This window comes from Streptomyces sp. NPDC020917, from assembly GCF_044333795.1.
Classification (GTDB): Bacteria; Actinomycetota; Actinomycetes; order Streptomycetales; family Streptomycetaceae; genus Actinacidiphila.
In genome coordinates this window covers 122,241-139,905 of record NZ_JBIRRR010000025.1, presented here as the reverse complement: position 1 = coordinate 139,905, position 17,665 = coordinate 122,241, and the positions used below count along the sequence as shown (strand labels likewise).

14 protein-coding genes are annotated in these 17,665 nt (G+C 71.9%); 9 read left to right on the top strand and 5 right to left on the bottom strand.

The window, feature by feature from the left end:
* Positions 1-74: 74 nt before the first annotated feature.
* Complete coding sequence (locus tag ACH4TG_RS36340; RefSeq protein ID WP_398246947.1) at positions 75-914, bottom strand: hypothetical protein; 840 nt, start codon at positions 912-914, stop codon at positions 75-77.
* 162 nt (positions 915-1,076) lie between these two features.
* Between ACH4TG_RS36340 and ACH4TG_RS36335 the strand changes: the two genes are divergently transcribed.
* From ACH4TG_RS36335 to ACH4TG_RS36315, 5 genes are all read left to right on the top strand, one after another.
* Entirely contained in the window at positions 1,077-2,153 is a 1,077-nt protein-coding gene (locus ACH4TG_RS36335; RefSeq protein ID WP_398246946.1) for an A/G-specific adenine glycosylase, read from the top strand.
* Positions 2,154-2,452: 299 nt separating this feature from the next.
* The gene (locus tag ACH4TG_RS36330) at positions 2,453-2,983 is read left to right on the top strand and encodes a SigE family RNA polymerase sigma factor (RefSeq protein ID WP_398246945.1); all 531 of its coding nucleotides are present in this window, start codon (positions 2,453-2,455) and stop codon (positions 2,981-2,983) included.
* Positions 2,971-3,663: a hypothetical protein gene (locus ACH4TG_RS36325; RefSeq protein ID WP_398246944.1), complete on the top strand. Its 693-nt coding sequence runs from the start codon at positions 2,971-2,973 to the stop codon at positions 3,661-3,663. The genes ACH4TG_RS36330 and ACH4TG_RS36325 overlap by 13 nt, the downstream gene beginning before the upstream one ends.
* A 4-nt stretch (positions 3,664-3,667) precedes the next feature.
* The gene (cseB, locus tag ACH4TG_RS36320; protein WP_398246943.1) at positions 3,668-4,351 is read left to right on the top strand and encodes a two-component system response regulator CseB; all 684 of its coding nucleotides are present in this window, start codon (positions 3,668-3,670) and stop codon (positions 4,349-4,351) included.
* A gap of 2 nt (positions 4,352-4,353) precedes the next feature.
* Positions 4,354-5,598, top strand: coding sequence for an ATP-binding protein (locus ACH4TG_RS36315; protein WP_398246966.1), 1,245 nt, complete (start codon positions 4,354-4,356; stop codon positions 5,596-5,598).
* A gap of 60 nt (positions 5,599-5,658) precedes the next feature.
* Here ACH4TG_RS36315 and ACH4TG_RS36310 read toward each other — a convergent pair whose 3' ends face one another.
* Entirely contained in the window at positions 5,659-6,636 is a 978-nt protein-coding gene (locus tag ACH4TG_RS36310; RefSeq protein WP_398246942.1) for an aldo/keto reductase, read from the bottom strand.
* Positions 6,637-6,734: 98 nt separating this feature from the next.
* Between ACH4TG_RS36310 and ACH4TG_RS36305 the strand changes: the two genes are divergently transcribed.
* A complete protein-coding gene (locus ACH4TG_RS36305) occupies positions 6,735-7,328 on the top strand; it encodes a TetR family transcriptional regulator (RefSeq protein WP_398246941.1) in 594 nt (197 codons plus the stop codon).
* Between the two features lie 123 nt (positions 7,329-7,451).
* On the opposite strand, the gene ACH4TG_RS36300 is transcribed toward ACH4TG_RS36305, so the two are convergent.
* Positions 7,452-9,020, bottom strand: a complete 1,569-nt coding sequence (locus ACH4TG_RS36300; protein ID WP_398246940.1) for an MDR family MFS transporter — start codon at positions 9,018-9,020, stop codon at positions 7,452-7,454.
* Positions 9,021-9,235: 215 nt separating this feature from the next.
* Between ACH4TG_RS36300 and ACH4TG_RS36295 the strand changes: the two genes are divergently transcribed.
* Positions 9,236-9,820 carry a TetR/AcrR family transcriptional regulator gene (locus tag ACH4TG_RS36295; RefSeq protein ID WP_398246939.1) on the top strand — a complete coding sequence of 195 codons (585 nt, stop codon included), beginning with the start codon at positions 9,236-9,238 and terminating at the stop codon, positions 9,818-9,820.
* Between the two features lie 54 nt (positions 9,821-9,874).
* Here ACH4TG_RS36295 and ACH4TG_RS36290 read toward each other — a convergent pair whose 3' ends face one another.
* On the bottom strand, positions 9,875-10,540 hold the full coding sequence (locus tag ACH4TG_RS36290) for a M23 family metallopeptidase (RefSeq protein WP_398246938.1): 666 nt from the start codon (positions 10,538-10,540) through the stop codon (positions 9,875-9,877).
* A 468-nt stretch (positions 10,541-11,008) separates the two neighbouring features.
* Here ACH4TG_RS36290 and ACH4TG_RS36285 point away from each other — a divergent pair, with 468 nt between their 5' ends.
* Positions 11,009-11,368: a trypco2 family protein gene (locus ACH4TG_RS36285; RefSeq protein ID WP_398246937.1), complete on the top strand. Its 360-nt coding sequence runs from the start codon at positions 11,009-11,011 to the stop codon at positions 11,366-11,368.
* Positions 11,361-14,705: an NACHT domain-containing protein gene (locus tag ACH4TG_RS36280; RefSeq protein ID WP_398246936.1), complete on the top strand. Its 3,345-nt coding sequence runs from the start codon at positions 11,361-11,363 to the stop codon at positions 14,703-14,705. The genes ACH4TG_RS36285 and ACH4TG_RS36280 overlap by 8 nt, the downstream gene beginning before the upstream one ends.
* A gap of 75 nt (positions 14,706-14,780) precedes the next feature.
* Here the strand turns inward: ACH4TG_RS36280 and ACH4TG_RS36275 are convergent, their stop codons facing one another.
* Positions 14,781-17,303: an ATP-dependent Clp protease ATP-binding subunit gene (locus tag ACH4TG_RS36275; protein WP_398246935.1), complete on the bottom strand. Its 2,523-nt coding sequence runs from the start codon at positions 17,301-17,303 to the stop codon at positions 14,781-14,783.
* Positions 17,304-17,665: the final 362 nt, after the last annotated feature.

Genomic DNA, 17,665 nt, shown 5'->3' with positions numbered 1-17,665 from the left:
TTGGCATGGCGGCCTTCGTGACGGCCGAACGCTCCGCGTGGCCAGCGGAGTCGCTCGCGCGGGCCGCGCCGCCGTCAGTCGGCGCTGAGCGCGAAGGACGAGGGCTTGGTGCTGTGGCCGGCGACCCTGGCGGACACCAGGTAGGTGGCGTTCAGCGCGGCCTGCTGGCCCTGGGAGCCGGTGCAGTCGGGCGCGCTCGTCTTCTCGTTCCAGTCCAGCGTGTACGTGGTCGAGCCGTGCGCCGGCACCTGCAGCAGGTGGTGGGTCGCGGGCTTCCCGCAGTCGTCGGAGGCCCACACATGGCCGTTGTCAGTGGCCTGGGTGATGGAGAACACCGCCTGCGTCGGGCCGAAGTCCACCTTGCAGGTGATGCTCGACGTGTTGGTGACGGTCAGGTCCAGCTTCGGCGTCTGGGTGGGCCCGTAGCTGTTCTGCCGGGGATGGACCGACGCCACCTGGAGTGCGTTCGGGGCGCAGTCCGGCACCGAGGACCCGACCGGCAGCTCGACGCCGCCGGCCGAGCTGGTCGTGCCCGAACTCCCGGACGACGAGCCCGCGTTGGCGGCGCCGTCGGAGGAGTTCCCGGCCGTGTCCGCACCGGAGGTGCCGGCGCCCGCGGACGTGCCGCCGGTCGCGCCGTCCGAACTGCCGCCGCTGGTACCGCCGTCGGTGGAGGTGCCGCCCGGCGCGGTGTCGCGGCCGCCGGGACGGCCGCTGATGTGGGTGCCGGTGGGCGCGGGGCCCGCGGTGATGGTGGCGACCGGCGTGTGCGAGCCGGCGGGTGCGCCGGAGCCCTTGCCGCCCTTGCCGCTGCCGGAGGTGACCGCCCACGCCACCAGCGCGACGGCCAGGGCGAGCAGGCACAGCACAACGGCCCGCCGCCGCCAGTAAATGGACGACGGAAGAGGTCCCACGGGATTGCGCATCGAGCCCACAGGCGAACTCTAGGGGAGATCGGCCGTGCGCCGTCGCCACACGCGCCGCTGGGCGCCCGGTCTTTACGGATGATCACGTTTAACCGCACCACCGGTCACCGCCCGTGTCCGGGCCGCGGCATGTGCGAGGATCGGAAGGAGATGAGCACTGACCTCCGCAACTCCCGTTCCCGCGCCGCCTCCGCCGGTCCGGCCGCGTCCGACGCCCCGGTGGACTCCGCCCGTTCCGGCGGTTCCGCGGAGTCCGCCGGGTCCGCCGGTTCCACTCCCGGCCACGACGCGGCGGACCCCGCCGACCGGCGGTCCCCGCAGCCGTCCGCGGCCGCGCCGCCGCTGCGCCCGCAGGCCGTGGCCGAGCTGCACGACCTGGTCATCGACTGGTTCGACGGGAACGCCCGCGACCTGCCGTGGCGCCACCCCGACGCGGGCGCCTGGTCGGTCATGGTCAGCGAGTTCATGCTCCAGCAGACCCCGGTCAGCCGGGTCCTGCCCGTGCACCAGGAGTGGCTGGCCCGCTGGCCGCGGCCGGCCGACCTGGCCGCCGAGCCGCCGGGCGAGGCGGTCCGCGCCTGGGGCCGGCTCGGCTACCCGCGCCGGGCCCTGCGGCTGCACGCCGCGGCGACCGCCATAGCGCACCAGCACGACGGTGAAGTCCCGGAGGCGCATGACGAGTTGCTGGCCCTTCCGGGCGTCGGCGAGTACACCGCTGCCGCGGTGGCGTCGTTCGCCTACGGGCGGCGGCATGTCGTCCTGGACACCAACGTGCGGCGGGTGTTCGCCCGGCTGGTGTCGGGCACGGCCTACCCGCCCAACGCGACGACCGCGGCCGAGCGCCGGACGGCCGGCGCGCTGCTCCCGGCCGACGAGGCGACCGCGGCCCGCTGGGCTGCGGCCACGATGGAGCTGGGCGCGCTGGTGTGCGCGGCCCGCTCGCCGGAGTGCGGCCGCTGCCCGGTGGCGGCACGCTGTGCCTGGCGGCTCGCGGGCTCGCCGGCGCACGACGGCCCGCCGCGCCGCGGCCAGACCTATGCCGGCACCGACCGCCAGGTGCGCGGCCGGCTGCTGGCCGTACTCCGCGCCTCACGGGAGCCGGTGCCGCAGGCGGCCCTGGACGCGGTGTGGCACGAGCCCGTCCAGCGGGCGCGGGCCCTGGACGGCCTGGTCGAGGACGGCCTCGTCGAACCCCTCTCCGGTGCCCGCTACCGGCTGCCCCAGTGATGACCGGCAAGCCCCAGGGATGACCGGCAGAGCAGCGGCCTGACGCCCCGGCGTCGTCACCGAGGGCCACCCTCCCTCCTTCTCGCCTGGCCTTATGTCCCCTTTACGCGCCGGGGAGCGACCCGCATTACGTCGCTTGTCCCGATTCGCTCCTGGGCGTTACACAACCGATGGGTTGCTGTGCGTTCGCTGTGCGCTCGCGGTGGCGAAAGCCCAACATCCGCTTCGTAACTTCAATTGCGGCCGGTTGGGAGTCCTTCCCCCGGCCCGGCGAATGGGCAGATGGGGCGGAGGCACCGATGACGGCGAACGGCGCGGTACTGGAGTTCGAGGAGTACGTCCGGACCCGGCAGGATGCCCTGCTGCGCAGCGCCCGCCGGCTGGTGCCCGACCCGATCGACGCCCAGGACCTCGTCCAGACGGCGCTGGTCCGCACCTACCCCCGCTGGGACGGCATCGCCGACAAGGCGCTGGCCGACGCCTACATGCGCCGCGTGATGATCAACACCCGCACCGAGTGGTGGCGCAACCGCAAACTGGAGGAGGTGCCGTCCGCCGAACTGCCGGAGGCCAGCATCGACGACGGCGCGGAGCAGCGGGCCGACCGCGAGATGCTGCGCGACGCCATGCGGGTGCTCGCCCCCAAGCAGCGGCAGGTCGTGCTGCTGCGCCACTACGGCCAGCTCACGACCGAGGAGACGGCCCGCGCCTTGGGCATGTCCACAGGTACGGTGAAGAGCACCCTGCACCGGGCACTGGCCCGGCTGCGCTACGAGCTGGAGCACGGCACCTACGGCTATTCACGGAGGGAGAGCGTGTGCGCCGCATAGCCTCCCTGACCACGGCGGTCGCGCTGATCTGCGTGTGCGTCGTGGTGGCCGGCTGCGGCACATCGGTGACCGGAGCCCGCAGGGAGGGGCCGGCACCGACCGAGACCGTCAAGCCGCGTTCCACCACGGCGCCCGCCATCGCCGCCGATCCGGCGGCCCTGGCGACCATGATCCGCAGGGACACCGCCGTCAGTCCCGACGTGCGCGAGGATCTCACTCCGTGCAACGACGACGCCTACCCGATGGACACCGACTCCGGCAATCTGACGTCCGGTGACGGCCCCGACCTGGTGGTCAACATCATGACCTGCGGTGACGGCCTGGGCGTGGCCTCGTACGTGTACCGGAAGGTCGGCGGCAAGTACCAGAACGTCTTCGCGGACGAGCACACCGGCGTCTACGGCACGGTCGACAGCGGCCGGCTGCAGGTGATCCACGAGGTCTACCGTTCCGACGACCCTGTGGCGTACCCCACAGGCGAGGAGTCGACCACGTACGTCTGGCGCGGCAGCCAGTTCGTCCAGGTCGCCCGCACTTACCAGGACTACGGGGCGAAGACGCCGACGGCCTCCCCGGAGCCGCTGGCCACCGACCCGCTGCCGGTGCCCGACTCCGACCCGCTGGATCCGGATCTGCCGTCGCAGTCGCCCACGAGCAGTGCGCCGGTTGGGGGACGATAGGGACATGGCGGCCACCCATGTCCTCTTCGTCGAGGACGACGATGTCATCCGCGAGGCGACCACCCTCGCCCTCGAACGTGACGGCTTCCAGGTCACCGCGGCCCCCGACGGGCTGACCGGCCTGGAGGCCTTCCGCACCAAGCAGCCCGACCTGGCGCTGCTCGACGTGATGGTCCCCGGCCTGGACGGGGTCAGCCTGTGCCGCCGGATCCGGGACGAGTCCACGGTCCCGGTGATCATGGTGTCGGCGCGCGCCGACGCCATCGACGTCGTGCTCGGCCTGGAGGCCGGCGCCGACGACTACGTCACCAAGCCGTTCGACGGCGCGGTCCTGGTCGCCCGGATCCGCGCGGTGCTGCGCCGGTTCCGCGCCGCGGCCGCCGACGACCCGGCCGACGAGGCCGCGCTGCTGGCGTTCGGCGACATCGCGATCGACCCCGAGGGCATGGAGGTCACCCGGGACGGGGCGCGCCTGGCGCTCACCCCGACCGAGATGCGGCTGCTCCTGGAGTTCGCCGGGGCGCCGGGCACCGTGCTGTCCCGGGACCGCCTTCTGGAGCGGGTGTGGGACTACGAGTGGGGCGGTGACACCCGCGTGGTGGACGTCCACGTGCAGCGGCTGCGCACCAAGATCGGCCAGGACCGGATCGAGACGGTGCGCGGCTTCGGCTACAAGCTGCGGGCATGAGCATGCGCGCGTTCTTCCGCAGTGGCCTGCAGTGGAAGCTGAGTGCGGCGATCGCCGTGGTCTCGGCGCTGGTGGCCGTCGCGCTGAGCCTGGTCGTGCACAACGCCGCCCGGGTCAGCATGATCAACAGCACCCGTGACGTGCAGGACGAGAAGGTCCAGTCGGCGCTGCGGATCTACGAGCTGACCAACCGCCCGGCGTTCTTCGCCAAGATCGACGATCCGGCGCTGCCGAAGCCGCTGAAGGAGTACGCGGCCAAGGGCCAGCGGGCCACGTTCGTGCAGGAGAACAAACACGGCGCCCCGACCGTGTGGGCGGAGACGCCGCTGAACGACGGGCACGTGCTGTCGCTGAAGGGCGCGTTCACCGACCGCTACTCGGTGCTCGTCGACCTGGACCAGGCGCTGGTGGTCGGCTCGATCGCGGTGGTGGGCGTCGGCACCGCGCTCGGCGTGCTGATCGGCGGCCGGATGTCGCGGCGGCTGCGCAAGGCCGCGTCGGCCGCCCGCCGGGTGGCCGACGGCGACAACAACGTGCGGGTCCGCGAGGAGATCGGCGGGCGCCGGGTACGGGACGAGACCGACGAGCTGGCACGGGCCGTGGACGCCATGGCCGACGCGCTGCAACTGCGGCTGGAGGCCGAGCGCCGGGTGACCGCCGACATCGCCCACGAGCTGCGCACCCCGGTCACCGGCCTGGTCACCGCGGCCGAACTGCTGCCGCCCGGCCGCCCGTCCGAACTCGTCAGGGACCGGGTGCACGCGCTGCGCACCCTGGTCGAGGACGTCCTGGAGGTGGCCCGGCTGGACGGCGCCGCCGAGCAGGCGGACCTGGCGGACGTGGCGCTCGGCGAGTTCGTGCGGCGCCGGGTGCCGGCGCTCGCGCCAGAGGCGAAGGTCACCGTCGAGGAGGAGGCGGTCGTGCAGACCGATCCGCGCCGCCTGGAGCGGATCCTCGGCAACCTGCTGGCGAACGCGGGCCGCCACGGCCGGCCGCCGGTCGAGGTGGTGGTCGACGGCCCGTTCCTGCGGGTCCGCGACCACGGCCCCGGCTTCCCCGAGGACCTGCTCCGCGAGGGGCCGAGCCGGTTCCGCACCGGCAGCAGCGACCGCTCCGGCAGTGGCCACGGCCTCGGCCTGACCATCGCCACCGGCCAGGCCCGCGTCCTCGGCGCGCGCCTCACCTTCCGCAACGCCCCGCCCGAGGACGGCGGCGGCGCGGTCTCCCAGCTCCTCCTGCCGCGCTAGACCCGGCGCTGCCGCACCGCCTGGTCCGGCCGGTCGGCGACGCGGCCGGCTTCGCCCGCTTCAGATCCAGGTGGGGACCTGTCCTTCGGCGTAGCGGGCACCGAAGCCGCCAGTCGGGAGGATCTCGCGGATCGCGGCCAGATCCTCGTCCGTGAGGGCGACGTCGGCGGCGTGGGCGTTCTCCTGCATGCGGGCGGCGCTGCGGGTGCCCGGGATCGGGACGATGTGCTCGCCCCGGGCGAGCAGCCAGGCCAGGGCGAGCTGGGAGACGGTGATGCCCCTCTCGCGGGCCAGCCGGCCGAGTCGTTCCACGGCTTCGACGTTCTTCTCGAAGTTGCCGGGCTGCCAGCGCGGGTCGGTGTTGCGCATGTCGGTCGCGTCGTACTCGCCAGCGGGCCTGGCGGTGCCGGTGATGAAGCCGCGGCCCAGCGGCGAGTAGGCGACGAAGCCGATGCCCAGCTCCTCCAGGGTCGGGAAGAGCTGCTCGACGTCGCGCTCGAAGAGCGAGTACTCGCTCTGCAGGACCGAGACCGGCTGGACGGCGTGCGCGCGGCGGATGGTCTGCGGGCCCGCTTCGCTGAGGCCGAAGTACGCGACCTTGCCGGCGTCGATGAGCTCCTTGACGGTTCCGGCGACGTCCTCGATCGGCACGGCGGGGTCGACGCGGTGCTGGTAGAAGACGTCGATCCGGTCGACGCCCAGGTAGCGCAGGCTGTTGTCGGCGACCTTGCGGATGTTCTCCGGGCGGCTGTCGAGCCCGAAGCCGCGCTCCTCGAAGGTGAAGCCGAACTTGGTGGCCAGGACCACCTCGTCGCGGAAGTCCTTGACCGCCTTGCCGACCAGGGTCTCGTTGGAGCCGGTGCCCCACCCGTAGAGCTCGGCGGTGTCGAAGAAGGTGACGCCCAGCTCGTGGGCGCGGCGAACGGCCGCGACGCCCGCCTCCTCGTCGCCGGGACCGTAGGCCATGGTCAGGCCCATCGCGCCGTAGCCGAGGGCCGAGACGGTCAGGCCCTGGGTGCCGAGTGTCCGCTGCTGCATGGAGCCTCCTCGATGTCACACCAAACTGTTCGGTTTGAACCCTACGCCCTGCACCGCCCACGACCAAACCGAACGGTTCGGTCGAGTAGCGTGGAGTCATGACGCCTCCGCCCCGCGCAGACTCGACCCGCGACCGCATCGTCAGCGCCGCCAAGGACGAGTTCTCCCGGTACGGGATCGCCGGGGCCCGGGTCGACCGCATCGCCAAGGGCGCGCGGACCAGCAAAGAGCGCTTCTACGCCTACTTCGCCGGCAAGGAGGACCTCTACCGCTTCGTCTCCGCGCAGGAGCTGACGGCGGTCGCCAAGGCGACCCGGCTGGACCCCGCCGACCTGCCCGGCTACGCGGGGCGCATCCACGACTACTTCACCGACCATCCCGAGCACTTCCGTCTCATGCGGTGGGGACAGCTCGAACTGGGAACGGACGGCTCTCCGCCCGACGACGCCATCCGCCGGTCGGTGGCCGGCAAGATCGAGCAACTGCGCCGGGCCCAGCAGACCGGTCGGCTGGACTCCGCCTTCGCGCCGATCGACGTCCTTGTCCTCGTCAACCAGATCGCCATGGCCTGGGCCGCGCAACCCGACCTGCTGCCCCCGGACGACGCGGCACGCGCGTCGTTCCTCGCGGACCGCCGGGCGGCGGTCGTGGCTGCCGTCGAGCGCCTGTTTCCCGCGGCCACCGAGGACTGACGCCCCCGAGGGGCGCGAGGAGAACGCCGGAACGCCGAGAACCCAGAGAACGCCGAGAACGCAGACGGCCGGACCCCTGGTGGGGGTCCGGCCGTCGGGTCGGGGGCGGGGAGGCCCGGAGGGTCAGTGGGCGTCGGCCAGGACCGGCGCCTCCTCGGCGGCCGGGGCGGACTTGGAGGTCGCGCCGCGCAGCGGGGTCTCGACCAGGAACCAGGCGGCGATGAAGCCGACGATGCTGACGAGAGCGCCCCACAGGAACACCACGTGGGTACCGGAGGCCACCGCGTGGAAGTAGGCGTCCTTGATGTCCGGCGGGAACTTGGCGATCGTCGCCGGGTCCAGCTGAGCGCCGCCCTGGGTGGCCGCGGCGCCCTTGCCGCCCGCGCCGCTCTCCATGCCGTGCTGCACCTTGTGGGTGAACAGCGCGCCGAACAGCGAGACGCCGAAGGAGCCGCCGATCGTGCGGAAGAGCGTCGCCGACGAGGAGCCGACGCCGATGTCCTTCATGTCCACGCTGTTCTGGGCGATCAGCATGGTGATCTGCATGATGAAGCCCATGCCGGCGCCGAGCACGGCCATGAACACGCCGGAGGTCAGCCGCGAGGTGTGCACGCCCATCGTGGACAGCAGGTAGAGGCCGACGATGATCAGCGCGCCGCCGATGATCGGGAAGATCTTGTACTTGCCGGTGCTGGTGGTGACCCGGCCGGCGACCATCGAGACCGCCATCATGGCCAGCAGCATCGGCAGCAGGAGCAGCCCGGAGTTGGTCGCCGAGGCGCCCTGCACGGTCTGCTGGAACAGCGGCAGGAAGGTCATCGAGCCGAACATGGTGAAGCCGACCAGGAAGCCGATCAGGGAGATCAGCGTGAAGTTGCCGCTGCGGAAGATGCGCAGCGGCAGGATCGGCTCGGCGGCGCGGGTCTCGGCGTACAGGAAGCCGGCGAGCGACGCCAGGCCCAGCACCAGCAGGCCGATGATCATGCCGGAGCCCCACGCGTACTGGGTGCCGCCCCAGGTGGTGAGCAGTACCAGCGAGGTGATGGCGACGGTCAGCAGGACGGCGCCGAGGTAGTCGATCCGGCTCTCGGTGCGCTTCTTGGGCAGGTGCAGCACGATGGTGATCATCGCGAGCGCGACCACGCCGATCGGCAGGTTGATGTAGAAGCTCCAGCGCCAGCCCCAGTTGTCGGTGATGGAGCCGCCGACCAGCGGGCCGCCGATCATGGCGATCGCCATGACACCGGCGGTCAGGCCCTGGTACTTGCCGCGCTCGCGCGGCGGGATCAGCTCGCCGATGATCGCCATCACGCCGACGATCAGGCCGCCGGCGCCCAGGCCCTGCACGGCGCGGAAGGTGATCAGCTGGTCCATCGACTGGGAGGCGCCGGACAGCGCGGAGCCGGCCAGGAACATCACGATCGACGTCATGAAGATGTTCTTGCGGCCGTACATGTCGCCGAGCTTGCCCCAGATCGGGGTCGAGGTGGCGGTGGCCAGGGTGTAGGCCGTGACGACCCACGACAGGTGGTTCAGGCCGCCGAGTTCGCCGACGATCGTCGGCATCGCGGTGCCGATGATCATGTTGTCGAGCATCGCGAGCAGCATCGCGACCATCAGGCCGACCATGACCACACGGACGCTGCGCTGGCGCGGTCCGTCGGTGGCGGCCGGATTTTCGGTCTGGGACATGACCGTTCTTCCTCCCCCGTGCGAGGGCGGTGGTTCAGGGGTACTTACTTGCCGCCCGGCTAGTTCTGTACGGTGAGCAAGTTACGGTGTTTACTAGCCGGGCGTCAAGTAAGTGCGTAGCCTCACAGTAAGGCCCTACCGTGGGGGTGCAACCGGGCCCGTCACGCTCGACCGTCGCGAGGTGACGCGTAGTGCAGCAGGAGAGCGACAAGTCAATGGCCACACCGCACCACACCCGCCGGGGCGACACGCGCCGCCGGATCCAGGAGGTCGCGCTGGCCCTGTTCGCCGAACAGGGCTACGAGAAGACCTCGTTGCGGGAGATCGCCGAGCGGCTGGAGGTCACCAAAGCCGCGCTGTACTACCACTTCAAGACCAAGGAGGACATCCTCAGCTCGATCGCCGAGGACCTCGCCCGGCCCATCAGGGACCTCATCGCCTGGGGCGAGGCGCAGCCGCGCACGCTGGAGACCAAGCAGGAACTGCTGCGCCGTTACAGCGAGATCCTGTGGCAGTCCACGGATCTGTTCCGGTTCATCCAGGAGAACCAGGCCACCGTCCGCGAGCTGACCATCGGCGAGACGTTCCGCTGCGCCACGGCCGCGCTCGGCGACCTGCTCAAGGACCCCGACGCCCCGATCGCCGCGCAGGTGCGCAGCGTCACCGCGCTGTTCTCAATGCACGCCGGCATGTTCGTGACGCGCAACGTCGAGGGCGACCCCGAGGAGAAGCGCGCGGCCATCCTCGAGGTCGCCCTCGATCTTGTTGCTCAGGCGGAGACGAACGTCGCGGTGGACTGAACGTTCCGCCGTCCCGAGCTGATGCTGATCACTCGCAGGAGTCGATCATGCTGCTCACGGGTTGACGCCGTGGGCACGCAGGAAGTGCAGCGGCTCGACGGAGGAGCCGTAGTACGGGGTGGTCCGGACCTCGAAGTGCAGGTGCGGGCCGGTCGAGTTGCCGGTGGAGCCGGACTTGCCGATCTCCTCGCCGGTGGTGACCTTCTCGCCCACGTGCACCTCGATCTTCGACAGGTGGCCGTACTGGGTGTACAGCTGCGAGCCGTGCTTGATCACGATGTTGTTGCCGTAGGCGCCGCCCCAGCCGGCGGTGACGACGGTGCCGGTGTGCGCGGCGCGCACGGTGGTGCCGCTCGGCACGACGAAGTCCTGGCCGGAGTGCTTGTGGGCCCAGTGCGGGCCGGCCTGGTTGTAGCCGGCGCCGAGCACGTAACCGGTGGTGGGGGTGACCCAGCCGTTGACGCGCGCCTTGGCGTCGGCGGCCTTCTTCGCCTCCGCGGCCTTGGCGTCGGCGGCCTTCTTCGCGGCGGCCGCCTTCTGGTCCGCGGCCTGCTTCTGCACGGCCGTCGCCGAGGCGGGGGCGGAGTCCGAGGGAGCGGCGGCTATCGCAGCGGTCGAACCCAGCGCGATCGCCGCGACCAGACCTCCGGTCACCACGGCGACCCTGCCGCGGGTAACGGACTTCGGGGTGCGGTTCTTCATCGTCGAGATCTTGCGCATGGAGAAATAACCTCACTGAATCGGGGGTGCAGCAGATTCCGTAGAGCAGCAGATTCCGTTCTGCGGCCCGCTGCCATTCCTTGGTAACGCGGCATTCGGCGAGGCGGCAAGGACCCCTCTTACTAGCCGGACTCGTAGCGGGACCCCCTGGCGAACCCGTCCTTCACGGGGCGGATAACTCCCGTTACGCCCGAATTGCCCGGGCGAGCGCCCTGGCGGGCCTTCACTTCCCCCGTCCCCACCCTGTGGACAGCCCCACGCACCCCGGCGTCCGACTATGTCGGTTAGTAAGTGGCGTGGCTCACGTGCGGCACGTCACTCGGGCACGCCATTTCCGATGGATTCACCCGGCAAGGGAATGTGGCCCGGGCCACATGACCCGTTCCGAATTCGCCGGAATTCGTGGCCGCGGTCACACCGGCTCCACTACCGTGGTGCCCTTGTCCGCGCAGGAGGGGGCGCTGCCGCATGACCACACAGGACGAGCACGTCGAACCGGCGGCGGTGAGCGGCATGGACCTGGCCGACGCCGTGGAGGCGGTACGGCAGGGGCTGATGGCCGGCGCCGCCCGCGGCGCGGGACAGGGCCTGCGGTTCGAGGTCGGCGAGATCCGGATGGACTTCACGGTCCAGCTGCAGCGCGCCCGCACGGGCCGCGGCGGGGTGCGGGCCTGGGTCGTGGACGCCGGCGCCGACCTGTCCCGGACAGACGGCCGCACCCACACCGTCTCCTTCACCCTGCGGCCCGTGGACGCCGCCACCGGCCACGCCCCGCTGATCGGGGCACCGGACGAGGGCGACATCTCCGGCCTGGCCCAGCGTGGCTGAGCCGGCCGCCGGGACCGGGCCGCTCCGGGAGCGCCTGGCCGTGGTCCGCTGCGGCGGACGCCAGGGCAGCGGCTACCTGCTCGGCCCCCGGCTGGTGCTCACCGCCGCACACCTGGTGGAGGGCGGCGAGGGCGCGGCGGACGCCCGCGTCACCGTGCCCGGCGGGCCGGGCGAGACGGTCTGCGCCCGCGCGTGGTCCCGGCGGCACGACCCGTCCGGGATCGACGCGGCCCTGCTCGCCGCGCCGGTGGACCTGGCGCCGCCCGGCCTGTTCCCGCAGGCCGGCGACCGCTGGGCGCAGATCGTCTCGCTCGGCACCGTCCCCGGCTGCGACGCGGTCGGCTTCCCCTACGTGCAGCGGGACGCGGCGGGACGGCTGGACAGCGAGCAGCTGACCGGCACCTACAAGCCCGGCTCCGGCCTGTTCACCGGCCGCGACGTGCTCACCCTGGACGGGACCCCGCCCGCGCCGCGGCCCGACGGCCACTCGCCGCTCGCGGGCCTGTCCGGCACGGCCGTGTTCGCCCGCGGGGTGCTGCTGGGCGTGATCACCACCGACCCCGCCGGCTGGCAGCACGGCCGGGTCACCGTCACCCCGCTGTACCGGCTGCTCGAGGAGGACGACTTCCTCGCCGCGCTCACCGCCCACCGCGTCGCTCCGCCGCGGCTGGCGCCGCCCCCCGGGCAGCTCGTCGACGAGGCCGCCGAGTTCGAGCCGCGCTACGGCGCGTACGTCGCCAAGCGCCACGGCACCCTGCGGATCTTCGGGATCGACGTCGGCGACCGCAGCCGGGCGACCTGGCCGCTGGACGCCGCCTACTACAGCCTGGAGGCCGCGCCGAGCGCCGCCGCCGGGAACGCGTGGCGGAGCGGCGGCGTCCTCGGCGGTGCAGAGGGGTCCGGCTCGCTGCCCGCCGAGCAGGCGCTCGCGGGACGGGACCGGGTGCTGCTGCGCGGGGTCGCCGGGTCCGGCAAGAGCACCCTCGTGCAGTGGCTGGCGGTCGCCGCCGCCCGGCAGGACCTCGGCGAGCATCTGGGCCACCTGCGGGACACCGTCCCGTACGTGCTCCCGCTGCGCACCCTCGCCCGCCGCGACCGGCTGCCCGCGCCCGGCGGCTTCCTCGGCGCGGTCGACGTCCCTATGACCGCGCCCGACGGGTGGGCCGAACAGGTGCTGCGCGAGGGCCGCGGCCTGGTGCTGGTGGACGGCCTGGACGAGATCGACGAGCGGGCCCGCGAGCGCGTCGGCGACTGGCTGCGCGGCCTGCTCGCCGCCTACCCCGGCAACCGCTGGCTGGTGACCTCGCGCCCCTCGGCGGTGGCCGACGCCTGGCTCGCCGACGAGGGCTTCACCGAGCTGACCCTGTCCCCCATGAACCGCGCCGACGTCCAGGCCTTCACCGCCCGCTGGCACGACGCGGTCCGCGGGACCGTCCGCGGCGACACGGCCGAGCTGGCCCGCCTCGACGGCTACGAGCGCTCCCTGCTGCAGGCCCTGCACGCCAAGCAGGACCTGGCCAGGCTGGCCACGAACCCGCTGATGTGCGGGCTGATCTGCGCCCTGCACCGCGACCGCGGCGGCTACCTGCCCACCGGCCGCAAGGAGCTGTACGACGCGGCGCTGGCGATGCTGCTGGTCCGCCGCGATCAGGAGCGCGACCTGGCGCCGCTGCTCACCGAGGCGCCGCAGGTCCAGCTGCTCCAGAAGCTGGCGTACTGGCTGGTCAGGAACCGGCAGGCGGAGATGGACACGGCCGACGCGGTCGCGCTGATCGGCGCCGCGCTGCCGGCCATGCCCGCGGTCGCCGCCCTCGGCGACGCCGGCGCGGTCCACCGCTACCTGCTGGGCCGCAGCGGGCTGATCCGTGAGCCCGCGGCCGGCAGCGTCGACTTCATCCACCGCACCTTCCAGGACTACCTGGCGGCGAAGGCCGCGGTGGAGGAGCGCGACTTCGACCTGATGACCCGCAACGCCCACCACGACCAGTGGGCCGACGTGATCCGCATGGCCGTCGCCCACGCCCGTCCCGGCGAGCGCGCCCGGCTGCTGCGCAAGATCGTCACCCGCGGCGACCGCACGAAGTCGCACCGCGCCCGCCTGCACCTGCTGGCCATGGCCTGCCTGGAACACGCCACCGAACTGGACCCCGAGGTGCGCCGCCTGGTCGAGGACCGCGGCGCGGCCCTGATCCCCCCGCGGACGTACCCGGAGGCCGAGGAGCTGGCGGCCGTCGGCCCGATGGTGCTGGAGCTGCTGCCGGGGCCCGGCGAGCTGGCGGACGATGACGCGCGGGCGGTGGTGCAGGCCGCGCACCGCGTGGGCGGGGACGCGGCGGTGCCGCTGCTGGCCCGGTTCGCCGGCCACGCCGACGCCGGGGTCCGCAGCCCTCTCGCCCAGTTCCCCCACGGCGCGGACTGCGCGCGGTACGCGGCCGAGGTCCTCGACCGGCTCCCGAGGGCGGAGACCCTCTACGTGGCCGAGTCGGCGGACGAGCTGCGGGCGCTCGCGGAGCTCGGCGGGGTGACCCAGGTGCGCACGGCGGGCGCCCTCTCGGCCACCGCGCTGCTGGCCGGGATCGGCGATCCGCAGCAGCTCACCAAGATCCACCTGGGGCCGGCCGTGACCGACGCCGAGCTGGCGGCGCTGTGCGCGCTGCCCCGGCTGGCCGAGCTGATGCTGCTGGACGCCTCGCGGATCACCGATCTCTCGCCGCTGGGACGCCGGGCGCTGCGCAAGCTGTGGCTCTACGAGCTGCCGCGGCCACTGGACCTGGCCGGGCTGGCCGGGCTCGGCGACCTGGAGTTCCTGGCGGTCGACGGCCAGGAACGCCCATGGCCGGGGCTGTCGACGCTGCCGCAGGGACTGCCTCTGAAGGAGCTCTACACGCCCTACGGCATGGACGGGTTCGACGGCATCGAGCACGTTCCCGGTCTCGTCCATCTGGGCTGCCACTCCCCGTTCAAGCCTCTTCTGCGGGAGGACTGGGCCAGGCTGGCGGGCCTGGCCGCACTCGAGTCCCTGGCCCTGAGCACCGCGATGTTCGACCACCTCGATCCTGGATTTCCCCCGCTCCCCGGGATCCGGCGGCTGTCCCTCACCGCCCAGCACGAGCTGCCGCCGCTCGACGGGGTCGACGGGCTGTTCCCCGGCCTCGAAGAGATCAGCCTGCTCTGCGCCCACCGGCCGCCGGACACGATCGACCTGCTCCCCCTGGCCGGCCTGGCCGAGCTGGCCTCGGTCACGATCCGCGACCCGGTCCGCGGCCTCACCCTGCTCAACGCCGACGCCCTCCCGCCCAAGGCGACCGTGACGTTCGTCCCCCGCCCCCGGACGTGACGAAAGCCCAGCCCCGGACCAGCGGTGCTGGTCCGGGGCCGGGCCCTTGCAGGGGGCGCTACCGCGCCGGAGGCGTCACGCCTCCTTGGACAGGTTCGGCGGGCCGCTCGCGGTCTCCACGGGCGGGGCGTCGGCCACGGTGACCTTCTCCTCGCCGCGGAAGGTGAACTTCGCCGACTCGCCCTCGCCCTCGACGTCCACGACGACGATGTGGCCGGGGCGCAGCTCGCCGAAGAGGATCTTCTCGGACAGCGAGTCCTCGATCTCCCGCTGGATCGTGCGACGCAGCGGCCGGGCGCCGAGCACCGGGTCGTAGCCCCGCTTGGAGAGCAGGACCTTGGCCTCGTTGGACAGCTCGATGCCCATGTCGCGGTCCCTCAGCCGCTCGTCCACCCGGCCGATCATCAGGTCGACGATCTGCAGGATGTCGTCCTGGCTGAGCTGCGGGAAGACGATCACGTCGTCCACACGGTTCAGGAACTCCGGGCGGAAGTGCTGCTTCAGCTCGTCGCTGACCTTGGCCTTCATCCGGTCGTAGCCGGACTTGGTGTCGCCCTGGGCGGCGAAGCCCAGGTTGAAGCCCTTGGAGATGTCCCGGGTGCCGAGGTTGGTCGTCATGATGATGACCGTGTTCTTGAAGTCCACGACCCGGCCCTGGGAGTCGGTCAGGCGACCGTCCTCCAGGATCTGCAGCAGGCTGTTGAAGATGTCCGGGTGGGCCTTCTCGACCTCGTCGAAGAGGACCACGGAGAACGGCTTGCGGCGCACCTTCTCGGTGAGCTGGCCGCCCTCCTCGTACCCGACGTAGCCGGGCGGGGAGCCGAACAGCCGCGAGACGGTGTGCTTCTCGCTGAACTCCGACATGTCCAGGGAGATCAGCGCGTCCTCGTCGCCGAACAGGAACTCCGCCAGCGCCTTGGACAGCTCGGTCTTACCGACACCGGACGGGCCGGCGAAGATGAACGAGCCACCGGGACGCTTGGGGTCCTTCAGACCGGCGCGGGTACGCCGGATCGCCTTGGACAGCGCCTGGACGGCGTCCTTCTGGCCGATGACGCGCTTGTGGAGCTCGTCCTCCATGCGCAGCAGCCGGGAGGACTCCTCCTCGGTGAGCTTGAAGACCGGGATACCGGTGGCGGTGGCGAGGACCTCGGCGATCAGCTCGCCGTCGACCTCGGCGACGACGTCCATGTCGCCGGCCTTCCACTCCTTCTCCCGCTTGGCCTTCGCGGCGAGCAGCTGCTTCTCGTTGTCCCGCAGGGAAGCGGCCTTCTCGAAGTCCTGCGAGTCGATCGCGGACTCCTTCTCGCGACGCACCTCGGCGATCTTCTCGTCGAACTCGCGGAGGTCCGGCGGCGCGGTCATCCGGCGGATGCGCATCCGGGAGCCGGCCTCGTCGATCAGGTCGATCGCCTTGTCCGGCAGGAAGCGGTCCGAGATGTAGCGGTCGGCCAGCGTGGCCGCCTGCACCAGGGCCTCGTCGGTGATGGACACCCGGTGGTGCGCCTCGTACCGGTCGCGCAGGCCCTTGAGGATCTCGATGGTGTGCGGGAGGGACGGCTCGGCGACCTGGATGGGCTGGAAGCGGCGCTCCAGGGCCGCGTCCTTCTCCAGGTACTTCCGGTACTCGTCCAGGGTGGTGGCACCGATGGTCTGCAGCTCCCCGCGGGCCAGCATCGGCTTCAGGATCGAGGCCGCGTCGATCGCGCCCTCGGCCGCGCCGGCGCCCACCAGGGTGTGCAGCTCGTCGATGAACAGGATGATGTCGCCGCGGGTGCGGATCTCCTTGAGCACCTTCTTCAGGCGCTCCTCGAAGTCACCGCGGTAGCGGGAACCGGCGACCAGGGCGCCCAGGTCCAGCGTGTAGAGCTGCTTGTCCTTGAGCGTCTCGGGCACCTCGCCCTTGACGATCGCCTGGGCCAGGCCCTCGACGACGGCGGTCTTGCCGACGCCGGGCTCGCCGATCAGGACGGGGTTGTTCTTGGTACGGCGGGACAGCACCTGCATGACCCGCTCGATCTCCTTCTCGCGCCCGATCACCGGGTCGAGCTTCGTCTCACGAGCGGCCTGGGTGAGGTTGCGGCCGAACTGGTCCAGCACGAGCGAGGTCGAGGGGGTGCCCTCGGCCGGCCCGCCGGCCGTGGCCGACTCCTTCCCACCGGAGTAACCGGACAGCAGCTGGATGACCTGCTGCCGGACGCGGTTCAGGTCGGCACCCAGCTTCACCAGGACCTGGGCGGCGACGCCCTCGCCCTCGCGGATCAGGCCGAGCAGGATGTGCTCGGTGCCGATGTAGTTGTGGCCGAGCTGAAGGGCTTCGCGGAGCGACAGCTCCAGCACCTTCTTGGCCCGGGGCGTGAAGGGGATGTGCCCGGACGGGGCCTGCTGGCCCTGACCGATGATCTCCTCCACCTGCTGGCGGACCGCCTCGAGCGAAATCCCGAGGCTCTCCAGGGCCTTAGCGGCGACACCCTCACCCTCGTGGATCAGGCCCAGGAGGATGTGCTCGGTGCCGATGTAGTTGTGGTTGAGCATCCGGGCTTCTTCCTGAGCCAGGACGACAACCCGCCGCGCGCGGTCGGTGAACCTCTCGAACATCGTTAATCGCTCCTCAGAGCGGTCGGGCAGTGAGGGGTCGGTCCCCTCCCTGTCCTTCCGCATGCTAGTCCCGCACAGCGGCGCCGCTCACGTATCACCCCCGCATCCCCCAGGGAAACACAGGGCAAGCCGCGCTACCGGCTGACGTCACTCCCACAACCTCGATGGTGCGAGACGATGTTCCCGCAGGCCAGGCGAATACCCCGTTCTCAAGTACGCCCGTGGCGAACGCCCGTCCCGCCTGCTCGAACACCAGCCCTTCTCACTAGGTACTTCTTACCCTCAGCTGCCGGTAATCCACACGGCGCCAGCGTTTCGAGTGCGCTACGGGCGAACACGACTGGACATCCCCTGACCCCCAT